19 protein-coding genes are annotated in these 21099 nt (G+C 65.0%); 12 read left to right on the forward strand and 7 right to left on the reverse strand.

From position 1 onward, the window contains the following. The 4 genes from JKL46_RS23130 to JKL46_RS23145 form a co-directional block, all read right to left on the reverse strand. A partial coding sequence (locus JKL46_RS23130; RefSeq protein WP_201837806.1) for an IS256 family transposase occupies positions 1-817 on the reverse strand: 817 nt, incomplete at its 3' end. A 134-nt stretch (positions 818-951) separates the two neighbouring features. Further along, a complete protein-coding gene (locus JKL46_RS23135) occupies positions 952-1824 on the reverse strand; it encodes a 4-(cytidine 5'-diphospho)-2-C-methyl-D-erythritol kinase (protein WP_201837808.1) in 873 nt (290 codons plus the stop codon). A gap of 260 nt (positions 1825-2084) precedes the next feature. Further along, positions 2085-3872, reverse strand: coding sequence for a tetratricopeptide repeat protein (locus JKL46_RS23140; RefSeq protein ID WP_201837810.1), 1788 nt, complete (start codon positions 3870-3872; stop codon positions 2085-2087). Between the two features lie 378 nt (positions 3873-4250). Beyond that, a complete protein-coding gene (locus tag JKL46_RS23145; RefSeq protein WP_201837812.1) occupies positions 4251-5915 on the reverse strand; it encodes an electron transfer flavoprotein-ubiquinone oxidoreductase in 1665 nt (554 codons plus the stop codon). Between the two features lie 267 nt (positions 5916-6182). Here JKL46_RS23145 and JKL46_RS23150 point away from each other — a divergent pair, with 267 nt between their 5' ends. From JKL46_RS23150 to moaB, 4 genes are all read left to right on the forward strand, one after another. Further along, positions 6183-6746 (forward strand): methylated-DNA--[protein]-cysteine S-methyltransferase, encoded by a 564-nt coding sequence (locus JKL46_RS23150; RefSeq protein ID WP_201837814.1) that lies wholly within the window; start codon positions 6183-6185, stop codon positions 6744-6746. A gap of 234 nt (positions 6747-6980) precedes the next feature. Next, entirely contained in the window at positions 6981-7793 is an 813-nt protein-coding gene (locus JKL46_RS23155; protein WP_201837816.1) for a uracil-DNA glycosylase, read from the forward strand. Positions 7794-7881: 88 nt separating this feature from the next. Then, positions 7882-8748: a KPN_02809 family neutral zinc metallopeptidase gene (gene ypfJ / locus JKL46_RS23160; RefSeq protein ID WP_201837818.1), complete on the forward strand. Its 867-nt coding sequence runs from the start codon at positions 7882-7884 to the stop codon at positions 8746-8748. A gap of 303 nt (positions 8749-9051) precedes the next feature. Then, a complete protein-coding gene (gene moaB / locus JKL46_RS23165; RefSeq protein WP_201837820.1) occupies positions 9052-9606 on the forward strand; it encodes a molybdenum cofactor biosynthesis protein B in 555 nt (184 codons plus the stop codon). On the opposite strand, the gene JKL46_RS23170 is transcribed toward moaB, so the two are convergent. Both JKL46_RS23170 and JKL46_RS23175 read right to left on the reverse strand, forming a co-directional pair. Further along, the gene (locus tag JKL46_RS23170) at positions 9607-10368 is read right to left on the reverse strand and encodes a hypothetical protein (RefSeq protein WP_201837822.1); all 762 of its coding nucleotides are present in this window, start codon (positions 10366-10368) and stop codon (positions 9607-9609) included. 9 nt (positions 10369-10377) lie between these two features. After that, on the reverse strand, positions 10378-10890 hold the full coding sequence (locus JKL46_RS23175) for a glycosyltransferase family 2 protein (protein WP_246529478.1): 513 nt from the start codon (positions 10888-10890) through the stop codon (positions 10378-10380). Positions 10891-11092: 202 nt separating this feature from the next. Between JKL46_RS23175 and JKL46_RS23180 the strand changes: the two genes are divergently transcribed. The 6 genes from JKL46_RS23180 (at position 11093) to JKL46_RS23205 (ending at position 18545) form a co-directional block, all read left to right on the forward strand. Beyond that, complete coding sequence (locus JKL46_RS23180) at positions 11093-12178, forward strand: PA0069 family radical SAM protein (RefSeq protein ID WP_246529480.1); 1086 nt, start codon at positions 11093-11095, stop codon at positions 12176-12178. A gap of 191 nt (positions 12179-12369) precedes the next feature. Continuing rightward, positions 12370-13011, forward strand: a complete 642-nt coding sequence (locus JKL46_RS23185; RefSeq protein ID WP_201837824.1) for a ribonuclease HII — start codon at positions 12370-12372, stop codon at positions 13009-13011. Positions 13012-13168: 157 nt separating this feature from the next. Further along, positions 13169-14365 (forward strand): site-specific DNA-methyltransferase, encoded by a 1197-nt coding sequence (locus tag JKL46_RS23190; protein ID WP_246529479.1) that lies wholly within the window; start codon positions 13169-13171, stop codon positions 14363-14365. 261 nt (positions 14366-14626) lie between these two features. After that, positions 14627-15601 carry an ABC transporter substrate-binding protein gene (locus JKL46_RS23195; RefSeq protein ID WP_201837826.1) on the forward strand — a complete coding sequence of 325 codons (975 nt, stop codon included), beginning with the start codon at positions 14627-14629 and terminating at the stop codon, positions 15599-15601. Then, the gene (locus JKL46_RS23200) at positions 15598-17406 is read left to right on the forward strand and encodes an ABC transporter permease subunit (RefSeq protein WP_201837828.1); all 1809 of its coding nucleotides are present in this window, start codon (positions 15598-15600) and stop codon (positions 17404-17406) included. The genes JKL46_RS23195 and JKL46_RS23200 overlap by 4 nt, the downstream gene beginning before the upstream one ends. Positions 17407-17648: 242 nt before the next feature. Then, positions 17649-18545: a LysR family transcriptional regulator gene (locus JKL46_RS23205; protein ID WP_201837830.1), complete on the forward strand. Its 897-nt coding sequence runs from the start codon at positions 17649-17651 to the stop codon at positions 18543-18545. Positions 18546-18682: 137 nt separating this feature from the next. On the opposite strand, the gene mutY is transcribed toward JKL46_RS23205, so the two are convergent. Further along, entirely contained in the window at positions 18683-19795 is a 1113-nt protein-coding gene (gene mutY / locus JKL46_RS23210) for an A/G-specific adenine glycosylase (RefSeq protein WP_201837832.1), read from the reverse strand. Between the two features lie 77 nt (positions 19796-19872). On the opposite strand from mutY, the gene JKL46_RS23215 reads away from it, so the two are divergent. Then, complete coding sequence (locus tag JKL46_RS23215; RefSeq protein ID WP_201837835.1) at positions 19873-20382, forward strand: DUF721 domain-containing protein; 510 nt, start codon at positions 19873-19875, stop codon at positions 20380-20382. Between the two features lie 72 nt (positions 20383-20454). Continuing rightward, a complete protein-coding gene (locus JKL46_RS23220) occupies positions 20455-21093 on the forward strand; it encodes a DsbA family protein (RefSeq protein WP_201837837.1) in 639 nt (212 codons plus the stop codon). The last annotated feature ends 6 nt before the right edge of the window (positions 21094-21099 follow it).

Genomic DNA, 21099 nt, shown 5'->3' on the forward strand with positions numbered 1-21099 from the left:
GCAGGCAATCATCGTCCGCCTTGCGCGGCAGGTGATCGAGAGCGTTCCGGAGGAAGTGCACATAGCAGCGTTGATAGGCCGCCTCTGACAGCACCTCGCGGATGGCGGCTCGTAAGCCGGCATGATCGTCGGCCACCACCAACTCCACCCCGGAGAGACCGCGCTCGCGCAGGCCGAGCAGAAAGGTCTTCCAGACAGAGTGGCTTTCCCGGTTGGCCATCTCGACGCCGAGGATCTGGCGCCGGCCGTCCCAGTCAATGCCCACAGCGATCAGCACCGCCTGCGAGCTGACGATGCCGCCCTCGCGCACCTTCTCGTAACGGGCGTCCAGGATCAGGTAGGGGAACGGCTCCTCGAGCCTTCGGGAGGCGAACTGGGCCAGGCTGTCGTCGAGGCGCTTGTTGATGGCCGAGATCGCGGAAGCCGAGAAGCTGTGGCCGCACAGCTCCTCGGTGATCGCCTTGACCTTGCGGGTGGAGACGCCCTGCACATACATCTCGGCGAGCGTAGCCACCAGGGCCTGCTCGGAGCGCTGATAGCGCTCGAACAGCTCGGTCGAGAAGCGCCCATCGCGGTCCTGCGGCACGCGCAACTCGAGCTTGCCGACCCGGGTCACCAGGGTCCGGCTGTAGTAGCCCGAGCGGTAGCCCAGGCGGGAAACGGTGCGCTCGCCCTTCTCGGCCTGGAGGGCATCGCTCATCTCGGCTTCGAGCATCTCCTGCATGACGGCGTGCACGATCTCGCGCAAAGCATCGGGGCTCTGGTTCAGAAGGTCCTTGATGGCACCGGTGGCGGGTCTATCCTTGGGGCTGGTCATGGTGGGCTCCTCTCGGAGTGAGTGACGTCAGACATCACCATCCTGCCATGGCCGCCCCGCTCAGGCGATTTGCAGAACCTTCACCACACTACTGGCCGGGGATGACGTGGGAGGGTGTGCTGACGTTGAGATGTTTACCGAAGGCTCGTCGCCTTGACCCACCAATCCGGCCGCTCACGCCGCATCTGCTTTCCCGCTTCGGCCGCCGCTTCGCAATCGTCGTAGAGCCCGAACACCGTCGCACCCGAGCCCGACATGCGTGCCAGCCGACAACCTGCCGTCCCCCGCAACAAGGCAAGCGCTTCGCCGATCAACGGCTGCAATGCGCGCGCCGGCGGTTCGAGGTCGTTGCGGGCAGTCTTCAGTGCCGCAAGAATCTGCTGCGCGGATTGCGCCACGAGCACAGGATGAGCCGCTCCGGACAACACTTGTCCCGGCTGCAGATCGAGCGTCTTGAACACGGCCGGCGTTTCCATGGGAACGCGCGGATTGACCAGCACCGCGAACAGACGCGGCAGGTCGAGCGCAGGGCCTAGAATCTCGCCCACTCCGCGCATCATCCGTGCCCGCGGCTCAAGGCAGACGGGTACATCGGCGCCGGTCAGGCGCGCTGCTTCGCGAAGCCCCGGATGAGACAGCGGCAGGCCGTTGAGGCGCGCGAGCAGACGCAACGCCGCCGCCGCATCCGAGGACCCGCCGCCGATCCCTGCTGCCACCGGCAGGCGCTTGGTCAGGTGAAAGCCGCCCACCTTCAGGCCTTCCACGCGTTCCGCCAGGAGACGGGCCGCCTTCAGGACGAGATTATCGGTATCGCTTCCGGCCAAAGGCGCGGTCGGCCCTTCGATGGTCAGGGCCAGGTCCGAGCCCGGCTCTAGCCGCAGGTCGTCTCCCGTGCCGGCAAAGGCGACGAGACTTTCCAGCGCGTGATAGCCGTCCGCCCGCCGCCCGAGCACATGAAGCGTCAGGTTGATCTTGGCGGGGGCGCGGGTGGCGAGCGGCTGAGGCATGGCGCTTCCATGCCCGAGAGCGGGGCCGATGGGAAGAGTAGCCCCGCTATGCCAATCATAACCAAGTCTCCAGACCCCTCGACCTCATCCTCAGGAGCAGCGAAGCTGCGTCTCGAAGGAGGCTCCAGAGAGCACTGGACACGCCCTGATCCTTCGAGACGGCCTGACGGCCTCCTCAGGATGAGGGCTTGGGTTGTGGCTTGTCTGCAAACGAAAATGCCCGGCACAGGGCCAGGCATGACGCGAGCGGGCTGCTTTGACTACCCGCCGTTCTTCTTCGGCTCCTCCGGCGGAGGAGCAGGCGCGTTCTCGGCGGCGGCCGGCTTCGGATCGTCTTCCAGACCGTTGTCGATCTTCTTGAGGATCTTCACCAGCTCCTCGTGCTCCGGATCGGAGGTCTTGGCGTGATCCCACTGGAACTTCGCCTCAAGCTTGCGACCGACCTTCCAATAGGCATCGCCCAGGTGGTCGTTGATGGTCGGATCGCCGGGCTTCAGCTCGACGGCCTTTTCCAGTTCCCGCACGGCGTCGTCGTAGCGGCCCATGCGGTAATAGGCCCAGCCGAGGGAATCGATGATCATGCCGTCGCGGGGCGCGAGCTCCACGGCCTTCGTGAGCATCTTGAAGGCTTCGTCGATGTTCAGGTTCTGGTCGACCCAGGAATAGGCGAGATAGTTCATCACCTGAGCCCGGCCGGCCGGCAGCCCCTCGGGAACGAGTTCGAGCGACTTCTTCAGATCGGCCTCGGCCTTGTCCCATTGCTTGGCGCGCTCATAGGACGTGCCGCGGTAGAAATAGAGGATCCAGTGGCCACGCTCCGGCTGGCCGATCAGCTTGATCGCCTTGTCGTAGGTCTCGGCGGCCTCGGCGAATTTTTTCCGCGAACGCTGCACGTTGCCGAGCGCCATGACGACCTCGACGTCGTCCGGACGCTCCTTCATGAGCTTCTCGAGATGGGTGATGGCATCCTCGCCGCGGCCCATCAGCTCGTAATTGTGACCGATGGAGATGTCCGCGCTCGGCCGCACCGGCGATTCCTTGGGGATGCGCTCGAAGATGGCATTGGCCTTGTCGTATTGCTTCAGGCGCTCATAGACGTCGCCGAGGGTGACGAGGGCGAGCGGATGATCGCCCTTCAGGTCGAGGCCGAGGCGCAGATAGATGATCGCGGTCAGCTCGTCGCCCTGCGTGTTGCCGACGACGCCGAGGCCGTAGAGCAGCTCGGCCGCGCCGTCCTGCGCATTGGTGACGGTCGGCAGGAGAGGCTTGTCCTCCTCGAGCGCCTTCATGGCGGCGCGCACGACCGGATGGCGCGGGGCGACATCGTCGAAGGCCTTGTAGATCTTCAGGGCCTCGTCCTTGCGGCCGCGCTTGGCCAGGAAGCGGCCATAGGCATCGACCACCTGCAGGGTGTTGCGCTCGCCCTCATAGGCGGCCTTGAAGCGCTTCTCGGCCTCAGCGGAATTGCCCACCACGTCGGCGATGAGAGCGGCATGATATTCGCGGAACTGGTCGAAGGCGCGCTCGTTCTTGAGCTTGTCGACGGTGGCAAGCGCCTGCTTGCCGTCCTTGGAGCCGGCATAGGTCCAGGCGGTCAGAAGCGTCGCCGTCAGGTCCGCCTGGCGGCCGCGCATGCCCTTCGACAGGCGGTTGCGGGCATCGGCATATTTCTGCGCCTTCAGGGAGCGGACCGCGAGGGCGAACTGGGCCAGGTTGTTGGAGGGATCCTGCGCCGAGAGCCGCTCGGCCGAGCGGATGGCCTCGCTCATGGAACCGTTGGCGAGGAAGGCGACGAAGGCGCGCTCCAGAAGCTCCTGGTTGCGGGGATCCTCCTGGATCGCCTCACGGAAGAAGATCGTCGCAGCCTCTGTATCCCGCGCGGAGCCCGCCACATAGGCCGACAGGAAATTGCCTTCGAGGCTCTGGGCAGGCCTCAGCATCTCGTCCTCGGCCGTGTTGGCGAGCGCGGGGACGGCCAGGAGGCCGGCGGTCATGAACAGCAGTGCAGGCAGGCCCTTGCGAGCCAAAGGCAGTTTCAAAATGGGCACGAAGCGCGGCTCCAATATCGCAACATCTTTGGATGTGGAGATGTGCGTCAAATCAGGCCGGAGAATGGCGCCTCCCTCCGGCAGCCGCAAGGGGACAATTGCCGCTGGGGCCGTAAAAGCGTCGTGATGGGTTTTCTTCCCTCCCCCTTGCGGGGAGGGATTGAGGGTGGGGGTCGGAAAGTCGGAGAGCTGCACTTCGTAACGCTCTCGACGTCATCACCGGCCTTGTGCCGGTGATCCCGATTGTGTGAAGCGCTGCGTTCTTCCAAGCGAGATGGCCGGCACAAGGCCGGCCATGACGTAGCCAAAGTGACGAGAAAGGTCTCACCCAGTCGCACCACCGCCCCCTGCCCCTCCCCGCAAGGGGGGAGAGGTGCCTCACATATTCACGTAATTCGGCCCGCCGCCGCCCTCGGGGGTGACCCAGTTGATGTTCTGGTTCGGGTCCTTGATGTCGCAGGTCTTGCAGTGGACGCAGTTCTGGGCGTTGATCTGGTAGCGCACGCCCCCCTCGCCCTCCACCCACTCGTACACGCCGGCCGGGCAGTAGCGCTGCGAAGGACCGCCATAGACCTCAAACTCGGAGGCCTTCTGCAGCCCCATATCCTTGACCTTGAGATGGACCGGCTGGTCCTCCTCGTGGTTGGTGTTGGACAGAAACACCGAGGACAGCCGGTCGAAGGTCAGCACGCCGTCCGGCCGGTCGTATTTGATCGGCGTCACCTGATCGAGCGGCAGCGTGCAGGCATGGTCCGGCTTGCCGTGCTTCATGGTGCCGAAGGGCGACCAGCCAAAGAGTTCGGTCAGCCACATGTCGAGCCCGCCCAGCGCCACGCCGATGGCGGTGCCATAGCGCGACCAGAGCGGCTTGACGTTGCGGACCCGCTTCAGATCGTGGCCGATCGGCGAGGCGCGCCAGGACTCCTCGTACGCCGAGACCTCGTCATGGGCCCGGCCCGCCTGCAGGGCGTCGAAGACGTGGTCGGCGCACAGCATGCCCGACAGGATGGCGTTGTGGCTGCCCTTGATGCGCGGCACGTTGACGAAGCCGGCCGAGTCGCCGACCAGGCAGCCGCCGGGGAAGCTTAAGCGCGGCACCGATTGCCAGCCGCCCTCCATGATGGCTCGGGCGCCGTAGCCGATGCGTTTGCCGCCCTCGAACACGTCGCGCACCATCGGATGCGTCTTGAAGCGCTGGAACTCGTCGAAGGGCGACAGGGTCGGGTTCTTGTAGTTGAGATGCACCACGAAGCCGACGGACACGAGGTTGTCGTCGAAATGGTAGAGCCAGGAGCCGCCGCCGGCATTGTTCGGCAAGGGCCAGCCCATGGAATGGCGCACGAGGCCCCGCCGGAAATGCTCCGGCTTGACCTGCCAGAGCTCCTTGATGCCGATGCCGTATTTCTGGTGATCGCGGCCCTGGTTCAGGCCGAAGCGCTCGACCATCTGCTTGGTGAGCGAGCCCCGCGCCCCCTCGCCAAAGATCGTGTATTTGGCGCGCAGCTCCATGCCGCGGGTGAAGTTGGCATTGGGCTCGCCGTTGCGGCTGACGCCCATGTCGCCGGTGGCGATGCCGACCACCTTGCCGTCCTCGACCAGCACCTCGGAAGCCGGGAAGCCGGGATAGATCTCGACGCCGAGTTCCTCCGCCTTGCGGCCGAGATAGCGGGCGACGTTGCCCAGCGACCCGACGAAATTACCGTGGTTGTTCATGAGCTTGGGCATGAACAGGTTGGGCAGCTTCACGCCCCCGGCATGGCCCAGATACATGAACTCGTCGGCGGTCACTTCCGTCTTCAGCGGCCGGTCGGGGTCCTCGCGCCACTCCGGCAGCAGGCCATCGAGGCCGATCGGGTCGACCACCGCGCCGGAGAGGATATGGGACCCGACCTCGGAGCCCTTCTCGACCACGACCACGGAAATGTCCGCCCCCGCCTCGGCCGCCTTCTGCTTGAGCCGGATCGCGGTGGCGAGACCCGCCGGACCTGCGCCCACGACGACGACGTCGAACTCCATCGATTCACGGGCAGGCAGATCGGACATGGCTTCCTCCTGATACGCGGCGTCAACGCTTCATGACATAGATGGTTTACATATGAACCATCTATGCGATTTCTCAAGTCATTCTAACCAGCACCTCTCCTAGCCGTATTGCCGCAAAGCCGAAAGTTCCGTTTCCGCATAAGGTCATACGGAAACTCAATTATCGCAGTCGTGTCGCGAAGCAGGGATCGGGTCGAGAAATGCAATCAGCCGGTGGATAATGCCAGCCCAAGTTGTTCCGCAGGTCCGGGAGGTCTAAAAAGAAGCATGTCGCAGCATCCCAATCACGCCGCGTCCTACACGCTTTTCGAGACGGCCATTGGCCTCTGCGGGCTCGCCTGGAACGAGCGCGGCATCATCGGCTTCCAGCTGCCAGAGGATGACGCTTTCAGGATGCAGGGCCGCATCGCCAGGCGCTTTCCAGGCATCGTCGAAACCCCGCCGCCGCCCGACATCCAAGTCGTCATCGCCGACGTCGTGGCGCTGATGCAGGGTGAAGCGCGCGATCTGTCCGCGGTGCCGCTCGACATGGACGGCGTGCCGGATTTCGACCGCCGCGTCTACGAGATCGGCCGCAGCATTCCCCCGGGCCGCGTGCTGACCTATGGCGAGGTCGCATCCCGGCTCGGCATCGACAATGCCCGGGCGATCGGCCAGGCCCTCGGACGCAACCCCATCGCCGTCATCGTGCCCTGTCACCGGGTCGTCGCGGCGGGTGGCAAACTGGGAGGCTTCTCGGCCAATGGCGGCAGCACGACCAAGCGCCGGCTGCTCGCCATCGAAGACGCCAGGCGCGACGAGAGCCCGACGCTTTTCGATTTGATCTCGTGAAGGGCTGCCTTCGCACATCACCAACCTCATCCTGAGGAGCAGCGAAGCTGCGTCTCGAAGGAGGGTCCAGTGCTCTCTGGAGGCGCCCTGATCCTTCGAGACGCCGCCTCCGGCGGCCCTCAGGATGAGGGCTTAGGAGGATGCCGATCGTTACTCGCTTTCTAAGAGCGAGATTCCTTGAGTCCTTTGCAGGCTTCGGTTGTCCACTCCCCTCCGGACGCTTACATAGAGCCCATGCAGGGTGCCCCTTCCGACCGCGATGCTCTCCAGGCGCTGCTCGACTTCCATGTCGAGGCAGGTGTCGATCTTGCGCTCGACGAGACCCCGAACAACCGCTTCGCCGAGCCGAAGGCCGAAACCGCGAAGCCGAAAGCGGCTCCATCTCAGCCATCCGCTCCCTCTCCCCGCGCCCTGCCGAAGGCTGCCGCCGGCGCGCCGGAGGAAGTGGCGAACATGGCCCGCGAGCAGGCCCGCCACGCCCGGTCCCTGGAGGAACTCGAAGCGATTCTCACCGGCTTCGACGGCTGCGCCCTGAAATTCTCGGCCAAGAACCTCGCCTTCGCAGACGGCAATCCCGAAGGCCGCGTCATGCTGGTCGGCGAAGCCCCGGGCGCAGACGAGGATCGGATCGGCAAGCCCTTCATGGGCCGCTCCGGCCAGCTGCTCGACCGCATGCTCGCGACCATCGGGCTCGACCGCACCCAGGTTTACGTCGCCAACATCGTGCCCTGGCGCCCGCCGGGCAACCGCACGCCGACGCCGCAGGAGGTTGCGATCTGCAAGCCTTTCATCGCGCGGCAGATCGAGCTGGCGAGCCCGGAATTCGTCATCTGCCTCGGCGGCCCCGCGGCCCAGAATCTTCTGGGCATCAAGGATGGCATTCTCCGCACCCGCGGACGCTGGTATAGTTACAAGACCGAGGACGGACGCGAGATCCGCACGCTGCCGACCCTGCATCCCGCCTACCTCTTGCGCCAACCCCTGCAGAAGCGGCTTGGCTGGCGGGATTTCCAGGCGCTGCGGCGCGCACTCGACGGCAGGGAATAAGGCGCTCTTCCGGGCCGTTCCGGAACCGGTTCATATGCTTAAGCCTTAAGCATTCGCGGCCAAGAATGCCGCTGCCGGAAGGTGGATCATGCGCTGGGAAGACTTTCGAACCTCGTCGAACGTAGAAGACCGTCGCGGCATGGGTGTGCCCGGAGGCGCGGGCGGGCTCGGCATCGGCACCATTGTCATCCTCGGCCTGATCGGCTGGGCGCTCGGCATCGATCCCCGCATCCTGATCGGCGGCGCCGAGATGATGAGCGGCGGCTCCGGCTATCAGCAGCAACAGCAGGGCCGCCAGGGTACGCCCCAGGACGAGATGGGCCGCTTCGCCTCGGCCGTTCTCGGCAACACGGAAGACGTGTGGAAGGACGTCCTGCCGCAGCAGGCCAACATTCAGTATAAACCGCCGAAGCTGGTGCTGTTCTCGGATGCCACCCGCTCCGGCTGCGGCGGCGCGCAATCGGCCATGGGTCCGTTCTACTGCCCCCTCGACCAGACCGTCTATATCGACCTCTCCTTCTTCCAGGAGATGCAGCGCCGCTTCCGCGCCGGCGGAGATTTCGCCTACGCCTATGTGCTCGCGCACGAGGTCGGGCACCATGTCGAGAACCAGCTCGGCATCCTGCCGCGCGTGCAGGAGCGCCAGCGCCAGGTCGGACAGGCGGAAGCCAACCAGCTCTCCGTCCGCGTCGAGCTGATGGCGGATTGCCTTGCCGGCGTCTGGGCACACCATTCCGACCAGCGCTGGAAGTCGCTCGAGCCGGGCGACATCGAGGAGGCGATCCAGGCTGCGGCAGCCATCGGCGACGACCGACTGCAGAAGCAGAGCCAAGGCCGCGTAATGCCCGACAGCTTCACCCATGGCTCTTCGGAGCAGCGTACGCGCTGGCTCACCACCGGTCTGAAGACCGGCTCGATCCAGGCCTGCGACACGTTCAGGGCGAGCAGGCTTTAAGGGCGAGAGACGAGTGTCGTCCCGGACGACGAAGCCGATCCGGGATCGCTTAACAAGCGAAACGTCACAGGCCCTCTCCCTCCTTGTGGGGGAGAGTTGGAGAGGGGGGTATGAGCGCTAACCGATGAGGCTCCGGCGCTGCACCCCCCTCCCTAGCCCTCCCCCACAAGGAGGGAGGGGACACCCGCGCCACTCTCCTCATGCGATCCCGGATCTTCGCTACGCTCCGTCCGGGATGACACATGTGGAACCGCCCCTCTTCCTGCGCTAAATGAATGCCGCGTCTTCAAGAGCATCACTCCCATGCCCGGCATCGATGAATCCCTCCCCTTCGTCCCGCTCAGCATCGCCGTGCTGACGATCTCCGACACGCGCTCGCTGGAGGAGGACACGTCGGGCACGACGCTGGCCGAGCGGCTGAAAAAGGCCGGCCATAAGCTCGCCGATCGCGCCATCGTCACCGACGACATCGACGCGATCCGCGGCAAGGTGCAGGGCTGGATCGCCGATGCGGCGGTCGACGTGGTCATCACCACCGGCGGCACGGGCTTTACCGGCCGGGACGTGACGCCCGAGGCCGTCGAGCCCCTGTTCGACAAGCGGATGGAGGGCTTTTCGGCCGTCTTCCACCGCATCTCCTACGACAAGATCGGCACCTCGACGATCCAGTCGCGGGCAACCGCCGGTGTCGCCGGCACGACCTTCGTCTTCGTGCTGCCGGGCTCTCCCGGCGCCTGCAAGGATGCGTGGGACGGCATTCTTTCATATCAGCTCGATTACCGGCACCGGCCCTGCAATTTCGTCGAGATCATGCCGCGCCTCGACGAGCACCTGAAGCGGACCAAGCTGAAGGCTTGATCACACGAGCGACACGCTCTCCTCGATCGCGGAATCCAGGACCAGATCGTCGCTGGCTCCCAGAAGCCAGAGGCGATCGACCTCGAATTGCAGGATCGTCCGGTCCCACCAGCGTTCGATCAACGCGGCGAGCGCCGCGGTCTCCGACGCATCGAGATCGTCGGTCATGTTGTAGAGACCGACCACGTAAAGATCGGTCTCGCGGCAGCCCAGGCTGCGCTGGATGAGGCGGAACACGTTCTCACCGTTGCGGCTTTCCGGATAGGCGCGCAGATAAAGCCGGCCGCGATTCACGTTGCCGGAAAACAGGCCGCGCAGCTCGACGGTGATGGGCCCGAACTCCGTCAATGCACGGCGCCTGTCCCGATCGAGCAACGGCGGCGTATCCTTGGAAAGGGAGCCGCAGATCGTCGCGTGCAGCTTGTCCTTCCGCCGCTCCAGCAGATCCCAGGCGATCTTGCCCGCGAAAGGTGCAGCCCTCATCGCGGCATCGAGCTCTCGATAGGCTGGCGATTGCAGCAGAAGATCGCTGAAAACCGGCAGCACGAGCGAAAACACCCGCTCGTGCCGGCCCATCACGTAGGATGAGCCTTCGCGCGTTGCGATGACACCTGGATGGTTCGGCGCCACCAGAGGCAGATGCGCGAGCCGGTAGGTTTCATCGAGCGCGAGCCCGTCGCCTGTTTCGAAACGGGTCCGGCTGCGCTCGTAGCCAAGCTCCGCATCCGGACAGAACACGATCGTCGGAGATGAAGGGGGCATTGCCGGCTCTTAACGGAAAACCGGATCGCGCTCGACGCTCGCCGCAAGGCGGATGGGCGCGCGAGCCTTCACCTCGTTCATGAGAACCCGGCGATGGACGAGGTCTCCGCCACGGACGGATGAGGGCGCCAGCAGGTTCAGGAACACGCTGACAGCGCCGCCGCCCGGCCGGCGCATCCGCGCCAGCCCGCGCTCGGGCTTGGAGAGGGCGACGAAACGGTCGAGGACGCGGATCCAGCCCTCCTGCGGGATGTCGCCGTCGTCGAGGCACAACAGCCAGTCGCGCCGTGCAGCCTTCGCGCCTTCCAACCAGGAGGCATCCCGCGACACGACCAGGGTCGCGCCGGCGGCATCGGCGACGCGCTCCAAGACGTCGTCCTGCTTGTCCGCCAGGATGACGGCATCGCCGATCAGCCCGGCGGCAACGGCCGGGACAAGCGCACTCAGGGTAGCCGCCAGGGCCTCGGGCCCATGCGTGACGCGAACGAGAACAGTTATCATGTGAACAGTATAGCCCGTCATTTTGCCGGCGTCGCTAGGACATTCTTGCAGCCCCGGGCCTTGATTTTGTTCCTGTTTTGTTCCAATAATGTCGGCTCTTCCGAAGCCGGATTCGTTCGAGGCCACCATGACCGCCCGCGCCAAAGATTCACCCCGCGATGCCCTCCGCCTGCGGCCTGCCAAGCGCACGCCTCAGGAGGCGGCGGAGGCCGCGCGGCGGCGCATGGACGATCCCTCCTATCGCGTGGAAGTGGATCGACGCCGGGGCCGCGGCGCCTCGGCGAATCCGTCCGGCCGCTACGAGCCGGCGCAGCGCGAGGCCTTCGATGATGGCTGGGAGATCGAGGACGAGCTTCCCGCGCTTCCCACCGAGGTGATCGTCGAGAAGCCGCGCACGATCATCACCAAGAACGATTCGCCCGACATCCTCTTCGACAAGTCGATCAATCCCTATCGCGGCTGCGAGCATGGCTGCTCCTATTGCTTCGCGCGCCCGACCCATGCGTTTCAGGGTCTGTCGTCCGGTCTCGATTTCGAGACCAAGATCTTCGCCAAGCCCAATGCGGCGGAGCTTCTGGAAAAGGAGTTGCGCGCGCCGAACTACCAGCCGACCACCATCGCGCTCGGGTCCAACACCGACCCCTATCAGCCGGTTGAGCGGCGCTTCCGCATCACGCGCTCGATTCTCGAGGTGCTGAACCGGATGAACCATCCCGTCGGCATCGTGACGAAATCCGCCCTCGTCACCCGCGACATCGATATTTTGAGCCGGATGGCCGACCGGCAGCTCGCCAAGGTCGCGATATCGATCACGACTCTCGATCCGAAGCTCGCCCGCAGGATGGAGCCTCGCGCCGCCACCCCGTCGAAGCGCCTCGAGACCATCCGCACGCTCACCGAGGCCGGCATCCCCGTGACAGTGCTGGTTGCGCCGATCATCCCGGCGATCAACGATCACGAGATCGAGGCGATCCTGAAGGCCTCGGCTGAGGCCGGCGCCGGGGAGGCAGGCTATGTGCTCCTGCGCCTGCCCCACGACCTCAAGGACCTGATGCGCGACTGGCTCGCCGAGCATTACCCCGACAAGCTCAAGCACGTCTTCACGCTGCTGCAGGAGGCGCGCGGCGGCAAGGATTACGATGCCGATTGGAGCACCCGCCAATCGGGCGTCGGCCCCTATGCCTGGATGCTCGGCCGGCGATTCGAGACCGCCGCCGAACGCCTCGGCCTGAACAAGCGCAACCTGCGCCTGCGCAAGGACCTGTTCAATGTGCCGCCGAAGGAGACGGGGCAGTTGAACCTTTTCTAGATGTCTCGCTGCACGCTATCATTCCGGCGTCATGGCTGGGCTTGTCCCGGCCACCCACGTCTTGAGGAACCGCAGTGCTGCAAAGACGTGGATCCCCGGGACGAGCCCGGGGATGACGGCGAGCGGCCTGCGACTCTCCTATCAGCTCATCGGGGATGACAAAGTCACTCCCTTCCCGCTTTCATCCACACATGACCGCACCGATTCGCGCTCCTCGCCTCCCCGACCTCGGCCTCGACCGCGAGCATGCCGCCCGTGCGCAGGGCTATACCTGCATTGCCGGGCTCGACGAGGTCGGACGCGGCCCGCTGGCGGGGCCGGTGGTGTCGGCGGCGGTGGTGCTCGATCTCGCGAAAGTGCCGCAGGGTCTGGCCGATTCGAAGGCGCTCACCGCGGCGCGGCGCGAGGTTCTGTTCGCCGAGATCATGGCGACGTCCCGTGTGGGCATCGCGTCTGTGTCGCATCGGGAGATCGACACCATCAACATCCGGCAGGCCTCGCTGCTCGCCATGTGCAGGGCACTCGCCGCCCTGCCCTGCACGCCGGACATCGCCTTCGTCGACGGCAACGATCCGCCGCACCTTCCCTGCGCGACGGAAGCCATCATCAAGGGTGATTCGCTGATCGCCTCGATCGCGGCGGCCTCGATCGTCGCGAAAGTGGTTCGCGACCGCATGATGGCGCGGCTCGGAGAGGCTTATCCCGCCTATGGTTTTGCCAGCAACGCGGGCTACTCGACGAAGGCGCATCTCACGGTGATCGCGAGCGAGGGTCCGTGCCCCTTCCATCGCCTGAGTTTCTCACCATTGCGCCAAGGGTTACTGGATCTGTAACCTCCCTTAACGCTGATTAACGAAATACCTCAATCTTTTCAAAGCGTAGGCAAGTTTTGCCGATCCAAAATATTTGGATTTCGGCAGGTTTGGAAACCTCCTCTTTACCCTATCCCATCATGATCCGGAGTGTCAGTTGCGTAACCGGTGATCACCCATGGGTACCTCGCGTACCGGGGTTGCTGGCGCCGCCTCCCGGATCCATGTCTCGCGTACCGGGCGGGCTGCGTCGGCACCTCGGACGAGGCGTCAAGCGCCTCTCTCCGTTCTGCCGCCCTCTCTTCCTCTCAATGAGATTCTTCTCGGCGACTGCATCGCCAATCTGGAGAAGCTTCCCCCTGAGAGCGTCGACGTGGTCTTCGCGGATCCGCCCTACAATCTGCAGCTCGAACAGGCGCTGACGCGCCCCGACCAGAGCCTCGTCGATGCGGTCGACGACGACTGGGACAAGTTCGCGAGCTTTGCCGATTACGACGCGTTCACCCGCGCCTGGCTCCTCGCCGTGCGCCGCGTGATGAAGAAGAACGCGACGCTCTGGGTGATCGGCTCCTATCACAACATTTTTCGCGTGGGCGCAGCCCTCCAGGATCTCGATTTCTGGATCCTGAACGACATCGTGTGGCGCAAGGCCAATCCGATGCCGAACTTCAAGGGCCGCCGCTTCACCAATGCGCACGAGACCATGATCTGGGCCTCGAAGGGCGCCGATTCGAAGGGTTACACCTTCCATTACGACGCGCTCAAAGCCGGCAATGAAGACGTGCAGATGCGCTCGGACTGGTTCATCCCGATCTGCACCGGCGACGAGCGCCTGAAGGATGAGCAGGGACGGAAAGTGCACCCGACGCAGAAGCCGGGCGCCCTGCTCGCCCGCGTTCTGCTGTCTTCGTCCAATCCCGGCGACGTGGTGCTCGATCCCTTCTTCGGCTCAGGCACGACCGGCGCAATCGCCAAGATGCTCGGGCGCAACTTCATCGGCCTCGAGCGCGATCCGATCTACGCCAAGGCTGCGCGCAAGCGCATCGATGCGGTCGAGCCGCTCTCGGATGTGTCGATTGCCGCGGCGCCGGAAAAGCGCACGGAAGTGCGCGTGCCCTTCCTGTCGCTCATCGAGGCCGGCCACGTGAAGGCCGGCGAAACCCTGGTCGACGAGCGCCGCCGCCACAAGGCGGTGGTGCGCGCCGACGGAACGCTCGCACTCGGCGCCATCGTCGGCTCGATCCACAAGATCGGCGCACTGACCCAAGGATTTCCTTCCTGCAACGGCTGGACCTTCTGGAACGTGGAACGAAAGGGGCAGCTCGTCTCCATCGACGAGTTCCGCGCCAAGGTGCGGGCGGAGCTGGCGGCCTAAAGGGTTTCCAGCGACATCTCAAATCTGTTAAAGGGCTGGCCGTGCGCTGGCCCTTTTTGCTTTGCCGCGCCAAAGCATCGGGCCAAAAGTGGAAACCACTTTTGGGATCAATCCCGATGCTCAGCTTAACTGGCGCATCGTTCGGGGCGGAGAACCGGGTCCACTTTTCCGCACGATGCGCTAGCTTTTCGTCACAGAGGCGTCATCCAACACCGCTAGCGCGGGGAAGCCTTACCTAGAGAGAGGGATCGCCCCGTGTCCATGAAGCGCATTTTGCCCCTGCTTGCCGTTCTCGTGCCCGCTTTCGCGCAGGCACAAGGGCTTGCCGGCAATCTCGTTCTCTATACGAGCCAGCCCAACACCGACGCCCAGCAGACGATCGACGCCTTCAAGGCGAAGAACCCAGGCGTCAACGTGACCTTCGTCCGCGACGGCACGCCAAAGATCCTCGCCAAGCTGAGCGCCGAGTTCGAAGCCGGGCAGCCCCAGGCCGACGTGCTGCTGATCGCCGACAGCGTCACCATGGAAGGCCTGAAGAAGGAAGGCCGGCTCCTGGCGCACGAGAAGGCGGACGTCTCCGCCTATCCCGCCGGCATCCACGACCCTCAAAAATTCTGGTTCGCCACCAAGCTGATCACCACCGGCATCGCCTACAACACCAAGGCCTCGTTCAAGCCGGCCTCCTGGGCCGATCTCACCAAGCCCGAGGTCAAGGGCCAGCTCGTGATGCCGAGCCCGCTCACTTCCGGCGCCGCGCTCATCCATGCCGCGACGCTCACGGGCAATGTCGAAGGCGGCTGGAAATATTACGAGGCGCTCAAGGACAACGACGCGGTCGCCGGCGGCGGCAACGGCGACGTGCTCAAGCAGGTGGCCGGCGGCCAGAAGCTCTATGGCGTGATCGTCGACTACATGCCGATCCGCGAGAAGGCCAAGGGCGCATCGATCGAGTTCGTGTTCCCGAAGGAAGGCGTGTCGGCCGTGTCCGAGCCGGTTGCAATCCTCAAGACCACCAAGAACGCCGACGCCGCGCGCGCCTTCGTCGATTTCGTGCTCTCGAAGGAGGGGCAGGAGCTGGCGCTGAAGCAGGGCTACATCGCAGCCCATCCGGCCGTCGCGCTGCCCGCCGGCTATCCCGCGCGCGGTGAGATCAAGGTCATGAGCTTCGATGCGGCAAAAGCGCTTGCCGACGAGACCAAGAACAAGGCGGCCTTTGCCGACATCTTCGGACAGTGAGACGTTCCACACCGAGCAGATCGTTCCTGGAGCGGGGAGGTTTCGGCCTTCTCGCTCTCGTCGTTCTGATCGTCTTCGCCTTCGACGTTCTGCCCGCCGCACGGCTGCTGCTGACGGCGCTGGCTCCAGGCGGCGTGTTCAATCCCGATGCTGCGCTCGCCGCCCTGTCGAGCAGATCCGCCGTCAATGCGACGCGTGCGACCCTCGAGACCGCGTTCCTGTCGAGCCTGATCGCCGTGCCGCTCGGCGTCGTCATGGCCTTCGCGCTCGGCGTCACCGACATGCGCGGACGACGCCTCGTCTCGTTTCTCTTCGTGTTGTCGGTGATGATCTCGCCGCAGGTGATGGCACTCGCCTTCCTGCATCTCGCCGGTCCCGCTTCGCCGATCCTCAACACCATCGGCCTTGCGCCGCAAGCGGGGAGCGCCAATCCGATGCTCGGACGCGGCGGCATCGTGCTCGTGATAGGGCTGCATCACGCACCCCTCGTCTATGTGGTGATGAGCGCGGGTCTGAAGCGCATTCCCTCCGCCGTCGTCGAGGCTGCACGCATCGATGGTGCGCATCCGATGCGGATCGTCACCGATCATCTTCTGCCGCTGCTGCGCCCGCATCTCGTCGGCGCGGCGCTGCTCGCCTTCGTCGCCGGCATCGGCAATTTCGGCATTCCGGCGCTTCTCGGGGCGCCGGTGAATTATCTCACGCTGCCGGTTCTCATCTATCGCCGCCTGTCGAGTTTCGGCACGGGAACCTTAAGCGATGTGGCCGCACTCGGCCTTCTCGTTGCCGTCATCGCCATCGTCTGCGTCGCGGCGAGCCAGTTGCTGATGCGCCGGAGCAGCGTGCATCTTGAAGAGGATGCGCCGCTGCAGCCGTTCTGGCCGCTCGGCCGTGGGCGTGCGGCAACAGAGACCATCGTCGCCCTGGTCATCGGCCTCACCCTCGTTCTGCCGATGCTGTCCCTGCTGGCATCGGCGCTCGTGCCGTCCTACGGCATGCCCCTCAACCTCGCGACGATCACCCTCGACAACTTCACCGAGGTGCTGGCGCGGCAGGACGTGACGATCCGGGCGTTCACGAATTCGCTGCTCTACGCAGGCGGCGCCGCAGGCCTGCTGGCGATCCTGTCCGTGCCGCTGGCTTATGGCCTCGTGCGCCTGATGGCTTACGGACGAACGGCGGCAATCGCTCTTCTCGAGATATCTTACGTGCTGCCCGGCATCGTGCTCGCCATCGCGTGCATCCTGCTGTTCTTGAAGCCGCTGCCGCTCGTCGGCGTCTCGCTCTATGCGACGCCGTGGATCATCGTCTTCGCCTATCTCGCCCGCTTCCTGTCGGTGACGTTGAAGCCCGTGCTCGCGGGCATGGAACAGGTCGACATGGCGCAGGAAGAAGCCGCCGCCATCGACGGCGCGCGCCTTACGCAGCGGCTTGTCGACATCGTTCTGCCGTCGCTGCTGCCGGCTGCCGTCGCAGGCGGCCTGATGGCCTTCCTGCTCGCCTTCAGCGAGTTGACGGTCTCCGCCCTTCTCTGGTCTGCGGGAACGGAAACCATCGGCGTGGTGCTCTACAATCTCGAAGAAGCGGGCCTTGCGAGCCAGGCCTCCGCCGTCGCGGTCGTGATCGTCGCGGTCGTGACCGTCGCGATGCTCGCGCTTGATGCCTTAGGCCAGTATCTGCCGGCGGGCACCCTGCCCTGGCATTGCGAGACGGCGGGTGACAGATATCTGAAAGCCAAGGCGCTTCATGCGCCAGCTCGCGCTCCGGCGATCACTCGGCTCAAGCCGAAGCCGGCACTGAGCTGATGGGTATATTTCGCCCGCCTGTGGGTCGCTGGGATTGACACCCACTTACGTCATCACCGGCCTTGTGCCGGCCATGACGTAAGAGTTTCGTTGCTCGATGCCTTTCCCAATTCCTCATCAAAACTGAAGACCTCTCCCACGCTCCTGGCGGGCTGCGGGCTTCAGGGCTTTGCGCGATGCTGCGGCATGTCCTGGAACATTCCCCCTATGCCGGACCCGGCCCGGCGCTTTAGCATCATCTCATGGCTTCTTCGTCTCTCGATCCCTTCCGTCTCGCCCTCACCGAACCGTCCTGGGACGATCTGCGGATCTTTCTCGCCGTGGTGGCTCATGGATCGATGAACTCCGCCGCGAAGGCGCTCGGCCAGAGCCAGCCGACGGTCGCGCGGCGCATCAAGGTGCTCGAGGAAACCTTGGGGATCTCGCTGTTTCAGCGCGGCCCGAACAATCTCGACCTGACGGAGGCCGGACAGGCCGTGTTCGAGGCCGCCGCCCCCATGGGCGACGCTGCCGCCATCGTCTCGCGCACCGCGGCTGCCTACCGCCCCGACCCGGACGCACCGGTGCGGATCACGGCGACCGCCTCGGTGACCCTCTTTCTGTCGCTGCATTCCACGGCTTTGCACGAGGCGGCGACTCCCGTGGAGATCGCTTACATCCCGACCCGGCAGCGGCTCGATCTCGCCTCCGGCGAGGCCGATATCGGGCTCAGGATGCGGTCCCTGCCGGAGGGCACCGACGATCTCGTCGCGCGCAAGATCGGCCAGATCGCCTTCGCCATGTATGCCCGTGACGAGAACCCGACCGCCGTCATCGCGCCGCCGGAGGACCCGACGCTGTCGCGACAGGCCGCCTATGTGGCGGAGTTCGCGCAGGGCCGCACAATCGCCGCCCGCATCGGCGACATGCCTATCCGCTACCAGGCGGCAAAGGCGGGCCTGGGCGCCGCCTTCCTCCCCTGCTGGCTCGGCGATTCGGACCCGGACCTCATCCAGGTGGTAAAGCCCGAAGGCGACCTGATCGAGGACGTCTTCCTCGTCATGCATCGCCGCAGCCGCAACCGCCCGAACGTGACGCGGGTGGCGAACGCGCTGGCGGCTTTGTTCAAGCAGAACCAGAAGGCGCTGGTGGGCGGGTGAGATGCCTCTTCTCTCCCCTTCTCCCACCACGTCATCACCGGCCTTGTGCCGGTGATCTCGATCAGTAAGACGCAGCGTTTTTCAGGATCGGGATGGCCGGGACAAGCCCGGCCATGACGTGGAAGAAAGAGGCGACCTCACGCACCCTTCGCCTGCTTCTCGCTCTTTCCCTTCGGCCCCGGAATATCCCCCAGCGCATGCACGAGCACCTTCTTCATGGCGCCGGGCAATGCCTCCTCGTGCAGCTGAAGGCGCGGCGTCCAGCGCATGTCCTCTGGCGCAGGCGTGCCTTTTGCGACCTTGGCGAAGAGCACCGTCAGCTCCAGCGGGAAATGGGTGAAGACGTGTTTCACCGTGCCGGGGAGCCGCTGCCAGCGCGCCTCGATGGGAGCGTCGAGCACCGCGCGGGAGGGCTGGTAGTCCGGCACCCATTCGCTCGTCGGCGGCTCGGCCATGCCGCCGAGCAGGCCGAGCGGCGGGCGTGTGCGGAGCAGGATCGTGTCGTCGGCGCGCAGGACCACGAAGGCTGCGCCCTTGCGCAGCTGCCCGCTCTCCTTCTTCTGCTTACGCGGAAAGCTCTCCTGCAGACCTTCCGCGCGCGCCTTGCAGGGCACCATCCACGGGCAGAGCGCGCAGGCCGGGCGCTTGGGCGTGCAGATCGTGGCGCCGAGATCCATGACGGCCTGCGCGAAATCGCCGGGCCGGTCCGCAGGTACCAGCTCTTCCGTCAGCGCACGAATCAAAGGCTTGGCCTTCGGCAGCGGCTCCTCGACCATGTAGATGCGGGAGACGACTCGCTCCACATTGCCGTCCACCGCCGCCGCTTTCTCGTCGAAGGCGATCGCCGCCACCGCCGCCGCCGTATAGGCGCCGATGCCGGGAAGCTTCAGCAGCTCCGCCTCGGTCGAGGGAAAGCGTCCGTCGTGCTTCTCTATGACCGCCTTGGCGCAGGCATGGAGATTGCGGGCGCGGGAATAATAGCCGAGCCCCGCCCAGGCATGCATCACCGCCTCGCTCGGCGCCTCGGCAAGGGCCTCGACAGAGGGGAAACGCTCCAGAAAATTCAGGTAATAGGACCGGACTGCCGCCACGGTCGTCTGCTGCAGCATGATCTCGGAGAGCCAGACGCGGTAAGGGTCCGCGGTTTCGCCCGGCCTGGCACGCCACGGCAGATCGCGCCGGTGACGGTCGTACCAGGCGAGAAGATCCTGCGGGTCGGGCTTGGTCGCGCTCGCGGCGGGCGTTAACATGGAATTGGCAATAGCGTTCTATAGCGCATATTCCAACGCGGCTTTTGGACATTCAACATGAGACGACAGAGGCCCCATTGAGACGACCAAGACCTCTTGCCCGCCCCCTCGCCGAGTTTCTCGACGTCTGCCTGTCCCCGAGCCTGGCGGCGCAAGGCTTTGCCACGTCGGACGTCATCATGGCCTGGCCCGATATTGTCGGCGAGCGGCTTTCCGCCTTCACCCAGCCGCTCAAGATCGAGTGGAAACGCAAAAGCCCCCATGCCGATCCGGAAGCGCGGCCCGACCCGGCGACCCTGGTGATCAGGGTCGAGAGCGCCTTCGCCCTCGAGATGCAGCACCTCGCGCCGACCGTCATCGACCGGGTGAACACCTATTACGGCTGGCGCTGCATCGGGAAGCTCGTCTTGAAGCAAGGCCCGGTTCGGCGGGTGGAAACCAAGCGCCCGCCCCCGCCCGTTCTCACCCCGGCGGATCGGGCGAAGGTCGGCAGGGCGGTCGAGCCCATCGAGGAGGAATCCCTGAGGGCTGCTCTCGACCGGCTCGGACAGGCCATCGTCAGCTCCCGTTCAAGCACGAAAGCGTGACATGGTTGGCGCTTGCCAGGAATGGCAAGGCATTCTACCGCAGGACGAAATCTCTTCAGGAGCCTTTCCACGATGATCACCCGGCGCCAGACGCTTCAGCTTCTCGGGACCGCAGCCGCGGCCGCCTATCTCGCCACGAGCCTGCCGGCGCTTGCCCAGAACGTGGCCGTATCGGACCTCGCGGTCCCCGGCCCCCTCGGCGATGTGGCTCTCGGCCCGGAAAACGCCAAGGTGACGATCATCGAATACGCCTCGATGACCTGCTCCCACTGCGCCAATTTCCACAAGACGACCTGGCCCGAGCTGAAGAAGCGCTACATCGATACCGGCAAGATCCGCTTCGTCCTGCGCGAATTCCCGCTCGACCCGCTCGCGACCGCCGGCTTCATGCTCGCCCGCTGCGACGGCAACGACAAATATTATCTGATCACGGACCTGCTGTTCGAGCAGCAGCGCAACTGGGCTTTTGTGGACAAGCCGCTGGACGCCCTGCGCGGGCTGATGCGCCAGGCGGGTTTTTCACAGGAAAAATTTGACGCTTGCCTCAAGGACCAGAAACTATATGACGCAGTCAACGCGGTGAAGAACCGGGGTATTGAGCAGTTCCGTGTGGACTCCACGCCGACTTTCTTCATCAATGGTCAGCGTCATCCTGGAAGCCTGTCGATCGATGAGATTGAAAAGGTCATCAAGCCTCTCTTGGGCGAATAAGCTCCT

The organism is Microvirga zambiensis WSM3693 (assembly GCF_016735695.1).
GTDB lineage: Bacteria > Pseudomonadota > Alphaproteobacteria > Rhizobiales > Beijerinckiaceae > Microvirga > Microvirga zambiensis.